Raw genomic sequence first — 20377 nt, forward strand, 5'->3', positions numbered from 1 at the left:
TTGGCCGGCCTTCAACCTGGCTGATATTGCAATTGTCCTCGGTGCCTTACTTTTTGTTTCCTGCAGCTTGTTGGGTAAAAAAGCAAACACCAATGCCAAGTCGGAAGGATCCGGCTGACACCTACACCAATGCAACGACATGACCGAACTTCCCGACAACATCCTTCACCTGCCGCGATACCCAGTACTGGGTTGCAAATCAACCGACAGCCCTAGGACAAGAACCGTGAAAGGCGTGGTTACTCTTTCGAGGAGATGTGGGCAAGAATGCTCTACACCAAGAAGCACAAGAAGAAGGCACCGACTGGGAAGATCTCTCCGTTCCACAAGAAAGCCATCGGTTACGGACTGCCGGACTTCGCGGAGGAACTCAACTATGGGGTCGATCTATCAATCATCTGAAGGTGGCATCAGATTGATGGGGTGAAGGTGCCCCATCAACCATTAATTCCGTATACCCGAATATTAATGATGATCTAATCTCCACCGATGCAAAAGATTTCCTATTCCCGACATCGCTTTTCCTCTCACATCATTCGACATGCCGGTTGGCTTTATACTCGGTTTACATTGAGTTATCGGGATGTGGAGGATTTGCTTGCAGAAAGAGGACCGGATATCTCCTACGAAACTGTCCGAAGATGGTTTTGAAGGTTGGTGAACCAATCACCAGAAACCTGAGATCATCACGCCCTACTCCTAACGATATCTAGCACCTCGATGAAATGGTCATCATCATTCGTGAAAAACGGCACTGGCTCTGGCGAGCAGATGACAATGAGGGAGAGGTCCTGGATTTTCTCGTACATCAAAACGAAATACAAAAGCTGCCTTGAAATTGATGCGGAAAATATTGACAACAAACGATCGAACAATCGCGCGGAGAACTCGCATCTCACAATACGACAAAGAGAACGAAAAATGCAGAAGTTTAAATCACCATGATCAGCCCAGAGATTTCTCAATATCCAGTCAGCGGCTTACAATGGCTTTTACGTCCAACGTCACCTACTAAATCGGCCTCACCTCAAGCAATGTCGTGCTAAAGATTTTGGCATTTGGGTAACTGCAAGCGCCGCTGCCTGAGATTTTGTAACCGAGGAATAACTGTGCCTATTAGAAGTTAATGTAACAACACCATTGAAGCGCCAGTAGTGTTTTAAGTAAAGTGCATTTCCGCGTCTTTTCGTCCTTCCGTATCTCTGTGGAATGTTTGAAAGCACCACAACACGGTGATCTCAGACCCACATATTTCAATATTCAAGGTGCCATTATATTAAAACCGGCATCGATATAAACAATGCTGCCGGTTACAAGATGCGCTTCATCGCCAACTAAAAATCGGGCGTATGCACCAACGCAATCAATGCAGACTAATTCATGCGCTGGAGATTTTTCGCGCGCCACTTCTAACAAATCATCAAAATGCGCAATCCCTCCGGCGGCGCGAGTGGCCACAGGTCCTGGTGACAAAGCATTGACGCGGATTCTCTTTTGGCCCAGTTCTGAGGCCATGTATTTTACCATCCCTTCCAGCGCAGCTTTGACAGGCCCCATGACACCATAGTTTTCGACCACCTTCTCACCACCGTAATAGGTTGTGGTTAGCAGGCAACCGCCATCCTTCATTAATGGCTCGGCGAAACGGGCTAGGCGCGCGAAGGAATGACACGAGATATCCATGGCAGTCAGAAATCCGTTTTTCGAAGAATCTGTTACGCGTCCGTGCAGATCCTCGGAGGGTGCGTAGGCTATTGCATGGAGAAGAAAGTCAAGGCGGCCCCATTTATCACTGATCAAGTGAAACAGCTTCCGCATTTCAGTTTCGTCAGTTACGTCCAGAGGACGAATAATCGACGCACTAATTTGTTCTGCGAGAGGGCGCACACAGGGTTCGGCCTTTTCGTTTAGGTACGTAATAGCCAACTCCGCACCCGCCTCACGAAAAGCGCGGGCACACCCCCAGGCAATCGATTTTTCATTTGCGATACCAACAATCAAACCTTTTTTCCCCGCGAGCGTATCTATTGACATTTCACTCTCGAATCCTTGGTGTTCGTTGTATTAGTTGATGAAAGCCGTATTTCTGGACAGAGGAAAATCATACCTGTTTGCTGTACTATATTCTTCCAGAAGTCTTTATTTTCTGGAAAGTTACTAGGTTTTTTGCTGAAATTCATATTTTTTCAATTCCTATTTATTGTTCTTCATTTCACTTACACAAAAACTTCGTTTCTATGCCATGGGTCTCCCACATTTTCTGAATGGAAAAATAGGTGAAAGCCGCCGACCAGGTAATCAACAGAAGCCCGTTAAGGGCCTCAATTCCAGTGAGGAAGCGCATGGCATCGACGGGGAATACGTCTCCTACACCAAGTGAAGAGTAACTGGTGGCAGAAAAATACAGATAGGTGGGAAAATGATCTTGTACATTGCCGGATAAATCCGCGAACCCCAGAAAGTGAATAAGTATCCAGTAAATCGTGGCATATATGAAAATGGCTGCGCCATGAGCAATGAAAACTCCCGTCACCATGATGTACATGATAGGTCTAGGGCCGGCATTTGTCCTGGAGACAACATGCGAAATGAAACACAAGCATTCATAAAACAGTCCCGTGACAATGAAAATAGCCACGATACTGGCAATTGAAATTTCCAATAGCTGTTCCATTATTGACCTCTCATTTTCCTCCGCCCAGTAACGCCGTTCTTTCCCATTTCACCGGCCAGTTAACCAGTAAGATACCCAAAACTGTCAGGCCGATACCTACTGCCGGTAAAATCCCAATACTTTCTTGAAAGAAAACCACTCCTAAGGTTAGCCCGAAGACTGGTACTAGAAAGCTAAATGCATTGGCGCGGTTAAGTTGCACTTGTCCTAGCACGCGGCACCATAACCAATAGGCTAATGCCGTTCCTGGCAGAGCCAGACCCAGGAGGCTTAAAATAAAAGGTGTATTCCAGGTTATATGGGTATCTTCGGTAAAGAAGGCGATCAGTGCGAGAAAACAACTCCCGAGGACGAGTTGCCAGCCCATAGCACTAAGGGCGTCTATTCGATGTGCTAAGCGCCGGATTAGGACGTTACTGACTGTAATGCCGGCTGCCGCCAAAACAATGTAGAAAATTCCGAGGGTGTAATTGCCGTTCATGTTCGACATAAGAGAGGGAAGTGCAATCAGCACGATACCAAAAAATCCCAACAGGAGTCCAATTTTCCCAAATCTACTCAGACGTTCTTTTAGGACCAGAGAGGCCAGCACTGCCGCCATAAGCGGTTGAGTGTTTGCGATAACCGTCGCTACGCCGGGCGAGATAAATTCCGAAGCATGGAACATGCCGAAAAACCCTAACGTCGTCGCCCCGAGACCAATTGTGCCAAGCATAAGCCAAGTTCCTATATCTCGTGGTTGAGGGCGTTTCATAATGAGCGCAATAGCAAGCAAAGTTGCCCCCGCTAAAAACGCGCGGAGCGCGGCAAACGTCAGGTGCGGCGCGTATGATAAACCCAATACAATCAATGGAAAGCAGATTGCCCAAAGAAACATGACTAAAATAATCTGAGCCGTATTAAGCATGGCTATTTTCCTGAACTCAAAGCTTTTGCACCTCTCACTATTTTGGTCGCCGTTGATAAGCGGATCACGGTCAATCCTGCACTTGCGGAAAGTAAGGAGCCGATAAGGATAGAAAGCTTAGCCGACGAAATGAGTTCAAGATCATCGAATGCGAGCGTTGCGACGAATGTGCTCATGGTAAAACCTATCCCGGAAAGAAGTGCAACGCCATATAATTGCATCCACGTAATGCTCTCGGGTAGTTGCGCGAGGCCTGCCGCAACAGCCGCACGGGAAGCACAAAAAACCCCAATTTGCTTTCCAACACATAGGCCGGCTATGACACCTAGGGATACCGTTTCTAGGGGCCAAGAGTCTGCAGCGGAATCAATTGTGATTCCGGCATTAAAAAAGGCGAACAGTGGAACGACCAGCAAGACATTCCAAGCGTGAAACCGACGTTCAGTATGACGAAGAGGGGACGAAACTTTGCTGTCGGACACATGCAAGGGAACAGCCAGTGCGATGAAAACGCCTGCGAGCGCGGCTTCCACGCCGGATTTGAGCATCGCTACCCAAAGCACCAGGCCAACGACTATATAAGCTGCCGGCAGTACAACGCGGAACCTGTTAATTAAAATAAGAGCGAGGATTGCTAGGCCTGCAACGAGAAGAGGCATGACGGAGAGCGGCTCCCCATAAAAAAAACCGACAACAATGACCGCTCCTATGTCATCAAAAATAGCGAGGGCTGTAAGAAATATCCTAAGGCTCACGGGAACTCGCGACCCTAGCAGGGACAGCACGCCGAGCGCCAAAACAATGTCGGTTGCAGTTGGAATTGCCCAGCCACGGAGTGCAATCGGATCTGCCCAGTTCAGGCTCGCATAGATAACTGCCGGAAAGGTCATACCACCTAACGCAGCAAACACCGGCAGTGCCGCGCGCTTGTAGCTTGCGAGATGGCCTTCGAGAAGTTGCCGCTTGATCTCCAATCCGACGACCAGAAAGAAAATTACCATCAGACCTTCATTGATCCATTGCACTAACGGCTCATCAATGACGAGGGGGCCAAAGCGAAAATGAACCGGAGTGTGATGAACAAGGGCATATATCTCTGCAAGCGGTGAGTTAGCTGCCACCAACGCCAACAATACAGCCGCAATCACTATCAAACCCGACGTTTGTTCATATCGGAAAAGCCTGGTTATTCTTCCCACGGCTAGCTCGCGGGCGGTAGTTGACAGAACCCCTGTGCCGGCACGTCAAGCGCACTGTTAAACTTGCTTGACAGATTTTGAAAGGCAATTAATCCGGTGAGTTCGACAATTGTGTCGTCGTCGAAATATTTCTGTAGTTCGGCGAATATTTTATTATCCACACCCCGGTCATATTTCGTGACTGCATCGGCATAATCCAGCGCCGCCTTCTGAGCCGGCTCGAACAAATCGCTTTCTCTCCAATTTGGCAGTGCCCCAACCATCCCTTCAGGGACGCCACGTTTCAACAGGATAGCGGAGTTCAAGTCGACGCAGAAGGAGCAGCTATTAATCTGTGATACCAGAACGGTGACGAGTGATCGCAAAACCGGACTAAGAGGCGAGCGTTTTCGGTCTATCATTCCATAGAGTATGGCCACGCCAAGAAACAGTTTCGGTGAACGAGCCCACAGAAGCGCCGCCTCCAGTACAACTCCATATTTACGCCTTTGATTCCAAAAGAAGGGGCGCAGATACCAAGGATAATCTGGATGTTCTTTGGGGTTTATTCGCAATGTTCCATCCTCATTTTTTCACATGCCAAACGTAAGTGATTTAATTGGTTACATTTTATGTGGACGAGACGTGATTCCGTTCGCGACTTGAAGCTCGCGTACATACTTCAAAATTGCCTCCAAATCGGCTTCGCTCACCTGCGGTTGTGGGGGCATGTTACCAAAGGGCCAATGATGCTGGCGGACGCCATTTTTCGCTGCAAGATAGAATGCCACATCAGCGTGATGTCCGGGGTTATATATATCGTGGACAAGCGGCGGCCCCTTGTCGGTCCCTGCCGCATTGACGCCATGGCAGGCAGCACAATTCGCAGCAAATGCTTTTTCTCCCTTTTCTGCAAGTGCGGTCAGTTTCGGAATGGATATGTCTGTCCGAGTACTATCACCCCGAGGATCGATCAACTGGAAAAGGAAAATGACGGCACTGCCGACCAACAAAACCAATACCGCTATTTTCGGCCAATTCGTGCTTATCTTCATGGGTTTAATTCACTTCCATCAGGAACGGGTATCGTTTTTTAATTTGGGTTAGATCTCATTCCTCAACCAATCCGGAGCATTTCATCAGCAAGGAATGCATAAGGGGGAACGACAAGATTCTTGGGTGCAGGGCCTTTGCGAATTCGGCCGGAGGTATCATAGTGAGAACCATGACACGGGCAAAACCAGCCGCCCCACTGTCCGAGCGGATCGCTATTGCGTTGACCAAGCGGCACGCACCCAAGATGCGTGCATATGCCAATGACGATCAACCATTCAGCACGCTGAACCCGCTCGTCGTCGCGCTCAGGATCGATCAGGTCCGCAGTGTCATCCATGCGTGCCCGGGCGATCTGGGCTTCGGTCCGATAATCGATAAATACCGGGCGTCCGCGCCAGGCGACGGTCACGCGTTGCCCCTTTTCTATTTGGCTAATATCAATTTCAACAGACGACAGGGCGACAACATCGGCCGACGGATTCATATTGTCAATAAACGGCCATATCGCGAAGGCACCGCCAACGGCCACCATCGCTCCAGCCGCCACATAAAGAAAATCCCGGCGGCCACTTTCACGCTCTGGATGCGACGAGTCCAGCAATTCCGGAGCGTCAGTCTTTAACGCCATAATGGTGCTCCCCGGTACTGGAATGATCCATCAATTTCTTCATTCTTTCAGGCACATCTGCAATGGAAAAAATCGTCTGTTCCTTGTGACTGTGAACGAAGGCGATAATGTCTGCCAGTTCCTGGCCGGTCAGTTCAATCGTCTCGTCAAGCTCTTCACGTTGCAAGGCGACCATCGCTTCCGCGCCCCTCCACATCTTGGCGGCAAACTCAAACGGGTTCATCATCAGTGGCATGGATGAAGCGTCAAGAGCGGGAGCGTCATCGCCACCGATACCATTAACGGAATGACAGACAACGCAGCCTTTTGACGCGAAAAGGGCGCGTCCGCGGGCTGGATCCATTTGAGGCATCGCCAGCATACCCTCGCGCATCATTCCCGGCATATTATCGTCATTCATCTGCGGCATCTGATGTCTTTTCGTGCCTTCGTGACCAGTATCGGTCCAAGCGATGCCTGGAAAGGACACGAGCGCCATAATCATAATCATCTTCCAACGAAAATTTTTCATGAATATCTCCAGTTCAGATTAGCTGCATCAAATTCACAAATTAATTCCATGGCTCCCGGATGAAGATTTCGAGCCACGCCCGAAGGCCGGAATAAACCTGGGCGTAACCTCCGCGTAATCCCGGTAGACATCACCAAACGTCACCTCGGCCTCACGTTCTTCACTCAACGCCAAACGCCAATACATGACCAATAGGATCGGAAACATGGCAAGAGTTAGCAATGTCGGCCATTGGAAAAGAAATCCAAGCATGATAAGCCCAAAGCCGACATATTGTGGATGTCTGATCCGTGCATAAGGGCCGGTCGCGGCCAAATTGCCCGACTTTTGTGCCTGATACAGGACTTTCCATGCAGCGGAAAGCAAGATAAAGCCGCCGCCAATAAATGCGAAGCTCAAGATATGAAACGGTCCGAAATGCGGGGAGGATTTCCAGCCAAAAAGCATCTCAGGCAAGTGGCCGGAGTCATGCGCGAACCAGTTGACATCGGGGAAATTGCTTTGAAGCCATCCGGATAAGAAATAGATGGTCAGCGGAAACCCGTACATCTCCGTGAATAATGCGACGATGAAAGCACTAAATGCACTAAAGGTCCGCCAATCACGCGGGCTATTGGGTTTAAAGAAACTGAAGGCAAAGATAATGAACACTGCGGAATTTATGATCACGAGTGACCATAGTCCATAGTTTACCGGTTGATCAGTCATGTTTTTTATCCGAATGAGATGAAGGGCCATGCTGAGAGTCATCGCCGGAACCATGGCCGCCATGACCATGATGCATGAACAGATGCATCAGAACGCAGCCCCCTAGCAGTAATATCAACGGAAGGTAAGTGATGATATGCGCTGTGTGTTCCACCCACAAAAAATAGCCGGCGACGGCAATAAATCCGATAAGCACAATACCGGTTTTGGAAAAGAAAAGATCTCTCACGACTTACGCTCCTCCTTGAATTAAGAACCTGGCATCACAACCATCTGATGCCCTTTTCCGTCGATCGTGATTTGCCCCAAAAGCTCAAGGCTTTTTTGGTCGACGACCCAGATTTTGGTCTCGTCAGAACTGGAAACGTAAATCTTGCCCGTCTCTGTAATTGTTGCCAGATGATAGGGCGCTGGTGATAACTCGGCAGTCTGTAGGGATCCTGATGCAAGATCGACCTTTGCTATCTTGTCATCCCCAAGTGCGGCCACAAACAACGCGGTGCCGTCCTCGGAAAGATCAATACCGTGAAGTACCGATCCCAATTTCATCGTGTTTGTTTCTTGCATCGACTTTGTGTCAACGACAGATACGGTTCCGTCGTCTACATTATTGACGAAGAGAGTTTTACCATCCTTTGAGAGCACGATATGTTCCGGGCTCATTCCAACTGGAATAACCTTTTCAACGTTCCAGTTCTTACTGTTGATGGTGCTTATGGTGCTGTCACCTGCATTGCTTACAAATAGCCGCTCGCTATCCGGGCTGAAGACGGAATAGTTGGGAAATTCGCCGGTTGAAATGTTGCCGACAATCTCAAAATTCGTCAGATCAATCACCGAAATTTCACTTTCGTTTGGACGGGTGACAGCCGTGTATCTACCGTCAGGGCTGACCGACACATGATGGACCGCACCTGGTACATCGATCGTCCGTATGACCTCCCCTTCGCTGATTTGAATCACGGAAACAGTACTCACCGATGCAATATCTGAATTTTCTGTCTGCACGGATGACGCCTTATGATGAGCGGCATGTTCGTCTTCAGAAATACCCTTCGGTTTTGCCGGTTTAATGTCGACAGAGCGCTCTGAATAGCTACCGGCGATTAGAAATCGTCCGTCCGGAGTTCCCGCCAATCCATGAACAGCCTGTAGTCCATCTATGATACCAATGATCTGATCTTTCGCAGCATCTATAACGGCAATTTTACTCTCACTCCCTAGCGGCACGTAAACAAACGGTTCCGCACGAAGAGACCGTGCTCCCACTAGCAATATGCCGCTGACAATCCAGGCCGTAGCCAAAAAATTTAAAATCGTTCTCACTATCCAATCTCCTGTTGCGTTAGCACTGAGTTCTTTTGTAAAGACCCCGTAAAAACCCTTTGCATCTATTTATCCAAAGCGCGTTTGCGGTTTTCAAACTCCTCCGGGTCAATTTCGCCACGAGCAAAACGCTCGTTGAGAATATCGACCGCTCGATCTCGCCGATTGCCTGATCCGTCCGCAATACCCATCCAACGGAGAACAAGAATGACTACGCCCACAATTAAGGCGATCATTAAAATCATCATCAAGGGACCGAATATCCATCCGCCCGCCCCCATGCCGTGCATGGAGTAGTTTTCACCGGAATCAGCGAGCGCAATCGGCGCCGATAATGCCAACATTTAGATAGCTGACATGATAGTAAGTTGTGCTCGATACATTTTCATTCTCCTTGACTTGCGAAATGATTTCAAAATTTGCATTACCGTTCCTAGATTTTGACGGACCTCAGTCTCAACGCATTAAGAATGACTGAAAGTGATGAAAGACTCATTGCAGCCGCAGCAAAAATTGGTGAAATCAGGATATCGAAAAATGGGTAGAGCACCCCTGCCGCTACCGGCACGCCAGCGCCGTTATAGACCAGCGCAAAGAACAGGTTTTGCTTGATATTGCGCATAGTTGCCCGCGATAAACGGCGGGCCCGGATAATGCCGTTGAGGTCGCCCTTCACAAGGGTGAAACCGGCACTCTCAATCGCAACATCAGCACCAGTGCCCATGGCGATGCCTACGTCAGCCTGCGCCAGGGCCGGCGCATCATTCACGCCATCACCGGCCATCGCGACCTTGCGGCCCTCGGCCTGCATCTCTTTAATAATGCGCGCTTTGTCCTCAGGCAGTACATCGGCCCGAATTTCGTCTATACCCAATTTGGCGGCAACAGACTTTGCCGTGCGCTCGTTATCACCGGTCGCCATAACGATCCGAAAACCTTCGGTATGCAGCGCTTTGAGTGCCGCAGGTGTGGTTTCCTTCACGGGGTCGGCGACACTCACCAGCCCGGCGATCTCACCGCCCACGACCACGAACATAACTGTTTCGCCCTGATCGCGTCGGGCGTCCGCGATATCACTAAAACCTTTCGTGGCTACACCAAGATCGACAACCAGTCTGGCGTTTCCGAGAGCAACGGATTTGCCGTCCACAACGCCTGTGACGCCCTTGCCTGTGACAGCCTCAAAATCCTCAGCCTTTGCCAACGTGATCTCGCGTTCTTCGGCGCCGGCAACTATCGCCTCTGCCAACGGGTGCTCGGAACCGCGTTCGAGGCTGGCGGCAAGTCGAAGGACTTCCGCCTCTTCATGCCCGTCTTCAGCAAGTACGGCGATGAGCTTCGGCTTACCGACCGTCAGTGTTCCGGTCTTGTCGACGATAAGAGTATCTATTTTTGCAAACCGTTCCAGCGCCTCTGCGTTCTTGATGAGCACGCCAGCTTGCGCACCGCGTCCGGTTGCTGTCATTATTGAAATAGGCGTCGCAAGTCCCAACGCGCAAGGGCAGGCGATGATTAGTACAGCAACGGCGGAAACCAACGCATATGCATAAGCCGGGTTCGGTCCCCAAATTGACCAGGAAATAAATGATAGGATGGCGACAAGGATCACGGCGGGCACGAATTTACCGGCGACCGCATCTGCTAGCTTCTGAATCGGGGCACGGCTCCGTTGCGCACTCGCAACCATTTCCACAATCTGGCTAAGCATTGTGTCAGCGCCGACGCGCTTCGCTTCAATAATAAGGCTACCGGTGCCATTGATAGTAGCCCCCGTAACCGTATCACCAGCTACCTTCTCTACTGGAAGAGGTTCTCCAGAGATCATTGATTCATCGACAGATGAGCGGCCTTCCGACACTATCCCGTCCACGGGAACTTTATCGCCGGGGCGTACACGCAGCCGATCACCAACCGCAACTTCTTCGAGCGGAATTTCCTCTTCGCTGCCATCATTGCGGATGATGCGGGCTGTCTTTGCGGCGAGATCCAGGAGCGCCTTAATGGCGGCACCGGTACGTTCACGTGCGCCAAGCTCCATCACCTGACCCAACAGCACGAGGACGACGATTACTGCGCCCGCTTCAAAATATACCCCGACATTGCCTTCAGCGTCCCGAAATCCTTCTGGAAATATTCCAGGCACCAAAACAGCAACAACACTGAAGAGATAGGCGGCGCCGACGCCCATGCCTATGAGTGTGAACATGTTGAGGCTCTTGTTGATAACCGACTTGACTCCACGGACAAAAAATGGCCAACCCGCCCAGAGAATAACCGGCGTACCCAAGACAAGTTCAGTCCAGAGAGCAGTTCGTTCTCCAATCATATCGCGGATGAAGCCAAGTCCAACGAAGGGTCCCATTGTCAAAATGAGTAGCGGGATTGTTAAGACAGTGCCGATCCACATGCGCCGCCTGAAATCTAGCAATTCAGGATTGGGACCTTCATCGCCCGTCGGCACGCCCATAGGCTCGAGAGCCATACCGCAGATCGGGCAATCACCGGGCGCATCCCGAACAATTTCGGGATGCATTGGACAGGTGTAATTTGCGCCAGAAACAGGTTCTTTCGTTTTCTGCTTGTGCGCACCTGAAATATAATGCTCTGGATCGCCAGCAAATTTGTCATGGCACTTCTGCGAGCAGAAGTGATAGGTGGTTCCTTCATGATCAAACCGTGGTTTGTCTTTATTTAAGTCCACCGTCATGCCGCAAACAGGGTCTTTACTAATTGACCCGGCATCGACGACATTGTCGCCATTTTTAGGACGGGTATGTGAGTGTGATTTGTTCATGAACTTTTTCCTGTCTCTTCAATTCCCTTGTTCGTCTCAAGGAAATTGTTTGCCAAATCCGGAACCCCGTATTCAATATTGAACATCCGTTCATAGGCGGTATCGCGAGACTTGCGGTTGTTCTCCATCATCTGGGAAACTTGAGCAATGAAGTCCCGTTCCTTTAGGAGCATTGGATGGTTGTCGGTAAGCGGTTTTCTGATTTCGTTAATTTTTTTGGCAACATCCGCCAGACCCTGCATCCAAGGATTAAATGCCTCTGAGAAAAGGTATCGACTGGTACGCATTGGATGCATCCATTTCATAACTTCAGCAGACCAGGGATTTGACACCGCCTGGACCCATGGGCTAATGAAAGTGCTATAGAAAGCCTCATTGGCTTCGGACACTGTACGTGCCCGTTCAAATGCTTCATCTTGCCGGGGAAACTGTATGTCTTCAACCTGCCGCTCCTCAAATCTGACGGCAAATTGCGGCTTATGACAATCCGGATCACCTGTGGGGTTATCGATTTTCATCTCGTATAGCCCCGGCACAAGCGCCTCGATCTCATCAAGGCTTTCGAGAATAGCCCGATGTTCCAGCCGGGCGACGCTGGCTGAAACAAAGATGCCCAGATGTCCAACGTGCGGATTGGTCAGATATACAATACGCTGGCCTGCCGATTTGAGGTCTTCCGTATCTTCATAAACTGCAGGGATCCAGCCAAGTGCTTGATGGGGAGGTGTAATATTGTCACCATAAGAGGCGAAGATAATGAGTGGATTGCGGATTCTCCGCAAATTGACAGTGCAACCGTCGCAAATGCGGAATTCACCTTTCTCCAGCTTGTTGCCGATGAAAAGATTTTCCGCAATTCCAACCATTTCCTCGCGGCTCAGGAAGTAAAAACCGTTCCACCACCGTTCAAATTCAAGAAACCGGTCTCGCTCAGTATCGACCTTATTGAACAGGCCTGCATATTTCTCCCAGATCGCTTTTTCAGGTTTGAGATTCTCGAAATTTTGCGCAAGCCAGGCACCGTCAAAGCGACCGTCGCCAAGATCTGCTGTGAAATGGGTCATCCAGACGCCGCCGAGTAATCCCCCGGCTATGCGCATCGGATTTATGCCTGCGTCGCCCGCCCAATAAGATAGGGGCGATCCATTCAAGATTGTTGGACCGATCGTCCCTTCGCAGTCCGCAGCCAGAAGAGTGGCCGCCCAGCCCGCTTGGCAGTTTCCATAAAGAACCGGTGGCTTTCCAGTGTGCAATCTAGCCACTTCGTCGACGAACCGCCGCAAGGCGTGATGTACATCGGCAAGAGTTTGTCCCGGTGAAGGCTCTGGAAAGAAGATAACAAAATAAACTGGATGACCTTCGTGGAGCGCCATTCCCACTTCAGAATCGTGTTTAAACCCTCCAATTCCGGGCCCATGTCCAGCACGTGGATCAAGGACGATGACCGGCGGCTTTTCCAGATCGACGCAATCGTCCCAGCAGTCATCCCCTATTTCGACGATCCGCAGCAAAGCGTAGTTGACGGGCGGCTCAAAAGTTCGAGCATCGAGGATCGTCTCATACTTGAAATCCAGCAATGGCGGCAAACCAGCACGCTCGTGCTCCAGCATATTGTCGGCACGCTGTCTGAGCGTATCCCAGAAAAGGATTGTCCGTTGCCAGACGTCAATTTGATAGTCCAATAAATCCCGGCCATGTGGCACTAATCTCTCAGCTGGGGCAGCACCGTCCAATGTGCTAGCATTGTCCTGGTTCTGCTCAACGGAAGGAGACGGAATGTTCTTCACTACTTCGATAGTGGAAATTTTTTTCACAGCTGAGTGGGTCATGAATGATTCCCCGACCCGAGAGCGGCAAAGAAGTTAAAGAGCGGTCCAAAGATTAGGGCGACATACCAGCCATAAGCAAAGCTCTCGCCGAGTCCCAGAAAGAAACTTGGCCAACTCAGCCAAGTAAACCCGGGCAGTAACCCGAGCCATGTTTTGTACATTGCCTGATCAGGGAAAAGCAGATCAAAACTCACACATAAAATGAATGTGACGGCAAAGAACAATCCGAGGCTCATCCCGAGTGCAATAACCGGTAGACGGAAGCTGGTCCGGCTTCTTATGTAGAGTTCTTGGCGTGCTTCAGAAGTATTTTCTTTTACCAGATCAGGCATGCTTAGCCTCCGTTTCAGGGGCTTGTATTTTCAAATTCTCGACACTGAGATACTCTTTCGGATTTGCTTCAAAGATTTCACGACACTCTCGCGAACACAGGTAGTAGACTGACCCATTGTAGACGCTTGATTTGGCGGTTTTTGTGTTGACCTGTGTGCCGCACACCGGATCGATATCACGAGGTGGAGCAACCCAAACCATGTCATTGGAGTTTTCCGAAGCCGCGGGCGGACCACCTTTAGAATGCTTGTGCTTTGATTTGTGACCCATCACATGTGCGCCACAGCCAAATCGCATCATTAGAAAAATAAGGCCTGCCCAAAAAAGGAAATAGAAAAGTGAGCTCATCTCATCGACTTTCAGTGCATAAATTAGAGATCTTACGCAACGATACTTATGTAGTCGGGGTGAGATGTCGAGGCGGCAACCGATCATTTCGGTCACATTTAGTGACAGATTACCACGCAGTTACAAAGTGTTACAAATGAGTTGATCGAGCCCGAATGAAGGTCGGTCAGAATGGCAGATACGCTTCAACTCTCAGGCCGCCTTCTGCGCGGTTTCGTATGGTAACGTCGCCACCGTGACTGCGGAAAGCTGATCGCGCAATTGACAGGCCGAGACCGGTACCCCCTGTTTCCCGGCTTCGAGAGCCTTCCAGTCTAAAAAACGGCTTGAAAACGTCTTTTATGTTTTCGGGAGCGATTCCTGGGCCGTCATCATCAATTGTGATTATGAGCTTTCCGTCAGCAATTTGTATATGAATAGAGGCCCATTCTCCGTATTTCGCCGCATTTTCAATCAAATTTGAAAGGGCGCGGCGTAATAGGTCTTTTTGCCCCTCAAGACTGATGGGATCAGGAGGAACCCATGAGATCGAAAAACCTAACGTGCTCAAATCCACAACGACGTCCGAAATAAGTTTTACTATATCGAATCGATCATTTTTCTTCCTTCCCGCATCTTCGGATGCAAAGGACAACGTTGCCGTAACAATCTGATTCATTTCGTCAATATCTTCGCTAAATTTTCTTTTTAACTCATTGTCATCCAAGAGTTCGCTGCGAAGCTGCATTCTCATAAGAGGTGTTCGCAAATCGTGAGCGATTGCTGCAATCATTTGTGTGCGGTCCTCCACGAAGCGGTAAATTCTTGCTTGCATTTTATTGAAAACGCGAACTGATTGTATAACCTCCAAAGGTCCCTTCTCCGGTATTGGGCGCGCTGTTACGCTACGCCCCAGATCTTCTGCAGCAATACTCAATTTTTTTAGAGGATCGGTCAGATAGTGGGCAGCCCAGGCAGAAAATATTGCAGTTGCGATCATCATCACAGCAATCGATAGGACAAATCTAATAGACCAGGGCATCGTTGCTTCAACATCAGGGGCTTGATAGTTTAGCCAGCTGTTATCTCCAATTTCTATTGAAACCCGGATTAAAGGGCCCGTCCGAATTTCGTTAACAATGTGCTCGAAATGATCAGTAATAGAAATATGTTTTTCGGTTGATTTGCCAGAAAGATGTCTCCATATGCTATCCTCGCCCGAAACCGTCTCCGCGAGAATTGGCATTCTTGAATCAAACGAGGTCAGTTCCGAAAGCGCCGCTGAAAAGCGTTTAGCTACGAGGGGGTCGTTATTTTTAACTGTACTTGTAGTGCCCAAATCTAGCTGAAAAGTAGAGCTATTGGCAAAGCTGATGATTTTTTCTCTTTCCTCTGGCGGCGCATTTTTTATTATACCGGTTATTGTCGTTATGCGCTCCGTTAATTGTGCTCTTCCAATCAGATTTACGATCTCCTCGCGATCAAAATTGTAAACACTCAAACTGATTACATGTGAAAGACCGAGCCCAACCAGGAGCAATAATACAATCCGGGCCGCCATAGTTTTCGGCCACAATGAACGATTGAATGTCATGTCCGCGCCGTCATGGATTGAGGGGCAAATAAATACCCGCCACTGCGAACCGTTCTAATAATCTCCGGATTCTGGGGATCGCTTTCAAGTTTCCGTCGCAGTCGGCTTATTTGCATATCTATGCTACGCTCAAATGGACGAGACCAACGGCCTTTAACGAGATCCATAAGTTGGTAACGTGTCAACACTCTACCGGGATGACTTGCAAGAGCTGCGAGCAACTTAAACTCACCGGTTGTTAATTCTACATATTCTGAAGTGGCGGATTTCAAACTATGACGGACCAGGTCAAGCTGCCAGCCATCAAACTCAATAATTGTGTCTTGCTCGATCTCAATTGCAGCAACTTCACCTGCACGTCTAAGCACAGCACGTATTCTCGCAAGTAATTCTCTTGGATTACAGGGTTTTTGAATATAGTCATCCGCGCCAATTTCAAGTCCCAGAATTTTGTCTGAATCTTCTCCAAGTGCCGTCAGCATTATGATCGGAATATTTGATTGTGCCCTAAGATCACGGCACAAAGTTATGCCGTCTTCGCCCGGAAGCATAAGGTCCAAAATGATCAGATCGATCTTCCAATCTCTCAACGCGACGGTCATTTCGCGACCATCATTAACGGCTGTGGCGCGGAAACCGTGCCTCTTCAAAACACGGGTTAGGAGATCTCGTATTTCCCGATCATCATCGACTATCAGGATATGCGGTGATTCATTCATTACATATATCCAAGCGAAACACACATAGACGCTTCAATCCGAGGCGGGTTCGCCTATAATTAAATCCGCACAAAGCTAGTTCAATTGTCATTGTCCCGACGGCGGTCAGCCTATTTTCTGTAACAAAGTCCTATGAGTTGTTCAACGTCGCCATTCTATAATTTGTAACACTCTGTAACGATTTGCTTCGCTGTTGCAGAACGTGACTATTCCTTATTTGTAGCGCTTGTAAGTAGAGATCTACACTGAGTATTCATCGAACTAGACATAAAGATTTGAGCTTAATCATGTTTGTGGAAACCCAGTTTGAAGGAACGGCGTTCAAAATGAATCGCAGATCAACGATCACCTTTGGATTGAGTCTAAGCGCTTTCACATCTTTTAGTTATATTTTTTGTATATTATTCGATCTATGGTTACCGAGTTATGCTATGCATGAAATTTGGCAAAACTTGCTGCCAGGCTTTGTTTGGTTGACATGGCCCAGCTTTTTTCTAGGCTTGATAGAATCTTATGCATATGGTTGGTATATCGCATTGGCTTTCAGTTTAGTCTCGTATTTCCTCTTTTTTACGGAAAGAGTTATTGTTACAAAAATTCGCTAATGCGGCATATCTAACCTACTAGCGTAAAACCCGGCCGTTTTGTTTGTGATTTCACTCCAGCAAAATACAGTCAATCGTCCTACATTGCCCCGCAATTCATTCCGATCAGCCTATCAGCGACTTTTTTTTGCTCGTCATTTAGGGCCGCATACAACTTATCAGTTACGGGTTTGACGGATTTCATGGCATCCAGCATTGCCTGCATTCCGGAAATTCGGGCATCCATCCGGGCGATTGCATTACCGTCCTGCATTGTCCTCGTCATCTGCGTCCGCATGTCCTGCATACCGGCCATACCGTTCCTTACGGCATCGGAATATTCTTTCCAGACGCCTTCCTGAGCTTCCTTGATCTGAAGTTCCGATTTCAAAAAAGCAAGGCGGCCTTCCGTCATCGAATTCATTCGCGCGGGTCCCATGGCACTGCCTTGCACCATGCCACTCGGCTTCATGCCTCCTTGCATTCCGCCGCTCTGTATTGAGTCCTGCACCATATTGTCCTGGTCCATCATATTCATCATCGAGCATCCTCCGCCCATCATGCCCATCATCTGTCCGTTTTGCATATTTGAATGCGCAGAAGCGGGAGAAAAGGCGAAGGCGCTTAGAGCAAGTGAAATTACAGATATCTTGAGTATTTTTTTCATAGTGATGCTTGGTCCTTTATTTTATCTGGAGAAACAGCATTGAACTCATTGAACGATTGGAACATTCCATGCCAGAGTTTTTTTCACACAGCTTCCTCAATCATGGCGATAATGGCATTTTCGACTTCCTTGGCGATCTTTGCCATCTTGGGTGCATCCGACAATAGCCCCAGCATAGCAGTGGGCCGGATCATGCCTATTTTGGTCATATTGTTCTCGGAATAAACAGAAACACGGCAGGGAAGCGCCATGTTTAGGTCCATATCCATGACGAGGACGTCCTTGGCAGTTTGTGGATTGCAGATTTCAAGAATCTGGCAGGCATTGAGAAAATCCACGCCTTTTTTCTCGAGCGTTTCCTGAAGGTTATGAATATGCAACACACCAAATTTGTGACGTAGCACGGCCGCCTGTAGATCCGCGACCGCTTGCTCAACTGGTTTCGATGTTTCTTTAATATATTTCATAACAATTCCTGAGTTTATATGGGTTAATTGTCCGCTACGGCGCATATTTACAGACATAGGAATCTTCAGGGCAGTGCACGCATAATTCATGTACGCGAAGCACCATCAGAAAGATTGACGGCGCATAAAGTCAAAGAAATTTCAAATAATTTGAGTATTGTCTTTATAGCGATATTCAATTCCTCATCTGATCTAAAGAAGTGAAAATGGTACGCAAAACGGAAAAAAAAGCATTGATCGCAATCAACTTTAGGGCAGCATGCTGATCAATTCCACGTGATGCGGTAAAGATTTAATAGGTGTTTTGGCTGCAGAACACTCCTAATTCTCCTCGTCTTCGTACCACTTAAGGAAAAATCTCTCACCAGTGAAGATTACAGTGACCCCGATCAGTGCAGCATAGATAACCATCATGTCAGAGGAAGCTTTCACGATCAGGAATGCACCAAGCACGACGACATCGAATACAATTGCGGCCATTACGACAAATCCATTGGCGCCAATTTCCTCGCGTAGATAGCGGAACACACCCCAGTGGACCGCGATATCCATGATGATATAAAAAATTGCGCCCAAAGAGGCGATACGGCTCAGGTCAAAAAATATGGTCAGGAAAATGGCGATGACAACCGTATAGACCAGCGTATGCTTCTGGATATCGCCCGGCATGCCGAAATGGCTGTGCGGAACTAGCTTCATGTCGGTAAGCATGGCCAACATACGGGACACAGCAAATACGCTGGCAATCAGCCCGGATATCGTCGCAACTATCGCCAGCCCAACTGTAAACCATAGGCCGTAGCTGCCGAATGCCGGGCGCGCGGCCTTTGCCAGTGCAAAGTCTTTTGCGGCGATTATTTCTGCTAAGGTAAGGTTTCCCGCGACAGCTAATGCAACCAGCACGTAGATGACAATACAGATCAAGATCGAAATAATAATCGCCCGCCCGACATTCTTATGAGGGTCGACAATTTCCGATCCGCTATTGGTAATGGTCGTAAATCCCTTGAACGCGAGAATTGCCAGCGCCATTGCCGCGAGAAACCCCGTTATTGATGCATCCGGAGCCGGTTTGGGAAGAACGCTCTCAAGAGAAATACCCGCAATCCACAAACCACCGGCCGCGAACACGACAATGCCGCCGATCTTTATAAAAGCCATAAATAACGAAAATCCGCCAATCAGGCGATTGCCCGAAATATTCAGCAAAAAGGCGAAAACGAGAACGCCAACGCCCAACGCCGTCACAGCCCAACCGGCGGGTTCGGCATCGAATAATTGCATGGTGTAGGTGCCGAATGTCCGTGCGACCAGACTTTCGTTGATGACCATCGAAAAATACATGAGCAAGGCTCCGCCCGCCGTCACAGTTCCGTGACCATAGGCTTTTTGCAGGAACATGCCGATGCCACCGGCGGACGGATAGGCATTGGACATTTTAATATATGAGTAGGCGCTGAAAGCCGTTACAACCGCCGCTGCAAGAAAGGCAAGCGGGAATAGTGAGCCCGCCAGTTCGGCGATCTGCCCTGTGAGCGCAAGAATGCCGGCGCCAATCATCACACCAGTGCCCATTGAGATCGCGCCAATGAGTGTCAGGCTGTTTTTCTTATACTGCGTTGATCGGCTGTGCTCTGAATGATCTGTCATGGCTTCCTTCGCAAGTTTTTGGTCGATAATTCATTTTTATAAAAACGTCCTGTTTCAATAGGAGCATTCGCCCGGGCCAACATTTTCTGGCCGCGCCAGATAATTATTATTTTGACGGCGCTATGTAAAGCCCCAATGTTATGTACCATTATTTGCTAGAGTTTCGGGAACGGGCGGTTTCATGTTGAGGGTCTGATGAGGTCTGATGTGATTATACTGCCTGCGCCACTTGTTGATGACAGTTTTGGCCTGATCAATGGTTAAGAACCACTCGGCGTTGAGCACTTCTCTGCGGAGCGTTCCATTGAAGCGTTCATTGTAGCCATTCTCCCAGGGACTGCCTGGAGTGATACGGATTGGTTTAATCCCCACTTTGGTGAGCCATGTCTGAAATGTCTTTGCAACGAACTCCGGGCCATTGTCGG

At 48.8% G+C, this 20377-nt stretch carries 22 protein-coding genes and 3 pseudogenes; 3 read left to right on the forward strand and 22 right to left on the reverse strand.

Annotation, left to right across the window (positions count from 1 at the left end; all coding sequences use genetic code 11):
* The 3 pseudogenes from AACZ19_RS18050 to AACZ19_RS18060 all read left to right on the forward strand — a co-directional run.
* A pseudogene (locus AACZ19_RS18050) lies at positions 1–118 on the forward strand (signal peptidase II); the annotation flags it as partial.
* Between the two features lie 80 nt (positions 119–198).
* Positions 199–402: pseudogene (locus AACZ19_RS18055) on the forward strand (ISL3 family transposase); the annotation flags it as partial.
* An 87-nt stretch (positions 403–489) separates the two neighbouring features.
* Positions 490–1086 (forward strand): annotated as a pseudogene (locus tag AACZ19_RS18060) (IS6 family transposase).
* A 174-nt stretch (positions 1087–1260) separates the two neighbouring features.
* Here AACZ19_RS18060 and fabI read toward each other — a convergent pair.
* The 22 genes from fabI to AACZ19_RS18170 form a co-directional block, all read right to left on the reverse strand.
* Complete coding sequence (fabI, locus tag AACZ19_RS18065; RefSeq protein WP_339635913.1) at positions 1261–2034, reverse strand: enoyl-ACP reductase FabI; 774 nt, start codon at positions 2032–2034, stop codon at positions 1261–1263.
* Positions 2035–2212: 178 nt separating this feature from the next.
* Entirely contained in the window at positions 2213–2674 is a 462-nt protein-coding gene (locus AACZ19_RS18070; protein ID WP_227953285.1) for an ion channel, read from the reverse strand.
* A gap of 10 nt (positions 2675–2684) precedes the next feature.
* A complete protein-coding gene (locus AACZ19_RS18075) occupies positions 2685–3581 on the reverse strand; it encodes a DMT family transporter (RefSeq protein WP_339635916.1) in 897 nt (298 codons plus the stop codon).
* 2 nt (positions 3582–3583) lie between these two features.
* Entirely contained in the window at positions 3584–4780 is a 1197-nt protein-coding gene (gene nhaA, locus AACZ19_RS18080) for a Na+/H+ antiporter NhaA (RefSeq protein ID WP_293962702.1), read from the reverse strand.
* Positions 4781–4782: 2 nt separating this feature from the next.
* A complete protein-coding gene (locus AACZ19_RS18085; protein WP_293962701.1) occupies positions 4783–5334 on the reverse strand; it encodes a carboxymuconolactone decarboxylase family protein in 552 nt (183 codons plus the stop codon).
* Positions 5335–5382: 48 nt separating this feature from the next.
* Positions 5383–5814 (reverse strand): cytochrome c, encoded by a 432-nt coding sequence (locus AACZ19_RS18090; RefSeq protein ID WP_293962700.1) that lies wholly within the window; start codon positions 5812–5814, stop codon positions 5383–5385.
* 62 nt (positions 5815–5876) lie between these two features.
* Positions 5877–6443 (reverse strand): ubiquinol-cytochrome c reductase iron-sulfur subunit, encoded by a 567-nt coding sequence (petA, locus tag AACZ19_RS18095; protein WP_293962699.1) that lies wholly within the window; start codon positions 6441–6443, stop codon positions 5877–5879.
* Complete coding sequence (locus tag AACZ19_RS18100; RefSeq protein ID WP_339635917.1) at positions 6427–6954, reverse strand: cytochrome c; 528 nt, start codon at positions 6952–6954, stop codon at positions 6427–6429. The genes petA and AACZ19_RS18100 overlap by 17 nt, the downstream gene beginning before the upstream one ends.
* Positions 6955–6987: 33 nt before the next feature.
* On the reverse strand, positions 6988–7662 hold the full coding sequence (locus AACZ19_RS18105; protein WP_227953273.1) for an isoprenylcysteine carboxylmethyltransferase family protein: 675 nt from the start codon (positions 7660–7662) through the stop codon (positions 6988–6990).
* Positions 7655–7891, reverse strand: a complete 237-nt coding sequence (locus AACZ19_RS18110) for a DUF2933 domain-containing protein (RefSeq protein WP_227953271.1) — start codon at positions 7889–7891, stop codon at positions 7655–7657. The genes AACZ19_RS18105 and AACZ19_RS18110 overlap by 8 nt, the downstream gene beginning before the upstream one ends.
* 20 nt (positions 7892–7911) lie before the next feature.
* Positions 7912–8988, reverse strand: coding sequence for a cytochrome D1 domain-containing protein (locus AACZ19_RS18115; protein WP_339635918.1), 1077 nt, complete (start codon positions 8986–8988; stop codon positions 7912–7914).
* 65 nt (positions 8989–9053) lie between these two features.
* Positions 9054–9332 (reverse strand): SHOCT domain-containing protein, encoded by a 279-nt coding sequence (locus tag AACZ19_RS18120; RefSeq protein WP_339635919.1) that lies wholly within the window; start codon positions 9330–9332, stop codon positions 9054–9056.
* 89 nt (positions 9333–9421) lie between these two features.
* A complete protein-coding gene (locus AACZ19_RS18125; RefSeq protein ID WP_293962694.1) occupies positions 9422–11782 on the reverse strand; it encodes a heavy metal translocating P-type ATPase in 2361 nt (786 codons plus the stop codon).
* Entirely contained in the window at positions 11779–13596 is a 1818-nt protein-coding gene (locus AACZ19_RS18130) for a DUF3141 domain-containing protein (RefSeq protein WP_339635920.1), read from the reverse strand. The genes AACZ19_RS18125 and AACZ19_RS18130 overlap by 4 nt, the downstream gene beginning before the upstream one ends.
* Positions 13597–13607: 11 nt before the next feature.
* Positions 13608–13943, reverse strand: a complete 336-nt coding sequence (locus AACZ19_RS18135; protein WP_293962692.1) for a DUF5676 family membrane protein — start codon at positions 13941–13943, stop codon at positions 13608–13610.
* Positions 13936–14292: a YHS domain-containing protein gene (locus tag AACZ19_RS18140; protein ID WP_339635921.1), complete on the reverse strand. Its 357-nt coding sequence runs from the start codon at positions 14290–14292 to the stop codon at positions 13936–13938. Before AACZ19_RS18140 ends, AACZ19_RS18135 begins: the two co-directional genes overlap by 8 nt.
* Positions 14293–14458: 166 nt before the next feature.
* On the reverse strand, positions 14459–15865 hold the full coding sequence (locus AACZ19_RS18145; RefSeq protein WP_339635922.1) for an ATP-binding protein: 1407 nt from the start codon (positions 15863–15865) through the stop codon (positions 14459–14461).
* Positions 15862–16584 carry a response regulator gene (locus AACZ19_RS18150; protein ID WP_227953256.1) on the reverse strand — a complete coding sequence of 241 codons (723 nt, stop codon included), beginning with the start codon at positions 16582–16584 and terminating at the stop codon, positions 15862–15864. Before AACZ19_RS18150 ends, AACZ19_RS18145 begins: the two co-directional genes overlap by 4 nt.
* A 684-nt stretch (positions 16585–17268) precedes the next feature.
* Complete coding sequence (locus AACZ19_RS18155) at positions 17269–17835, reverse strand: Spy/CpxP family protein refolding chaperone (RefSeq protein ID WP_293949703.1); 567 nt, start codon at positions 17833–17835, stop codon at positions 17269–17271.
* 83 nt (positions 17836–17918) lie between these two features.
* Positions 17919–18302: a DUF302 domain-containing protein gene (locus AACZ19_RS18160; protein WP_293949704.1), complete on the reverse strand. Its 384-nt coding sequence runs from the start codon at positions 18300–18302 to the stop codon at positions 17919–17921.
* A 321-nt stretch (positions 18303–18623) separates the two neighbouring features.
* Entirely contained in the window at positions 18624–19952 is a 1329-nt protein-coding gene (locus AACZ19_RS18165; RefSeq protein ID WP_293949705.1) for an APC family permease, read from the reverse strand.
* Positions 19953–20090: 138 nt separating this feature from the next.
* Positions 20091–20377: integrase core domain-containing protein (locus AACZ19_RS18170; protein WP_339635925.1), on the reverse strand; the 287-nt coding region annotated here is incomplete at its 5' end.

Source organism: uncultured Sneathiella sp. (assembly GCF_963973085.1).
GTDB lineage: Bacteria > Pseudomonadota > Alphaproteobacteria > Sneathiellales > Sneathiellaceae > Sneathiella.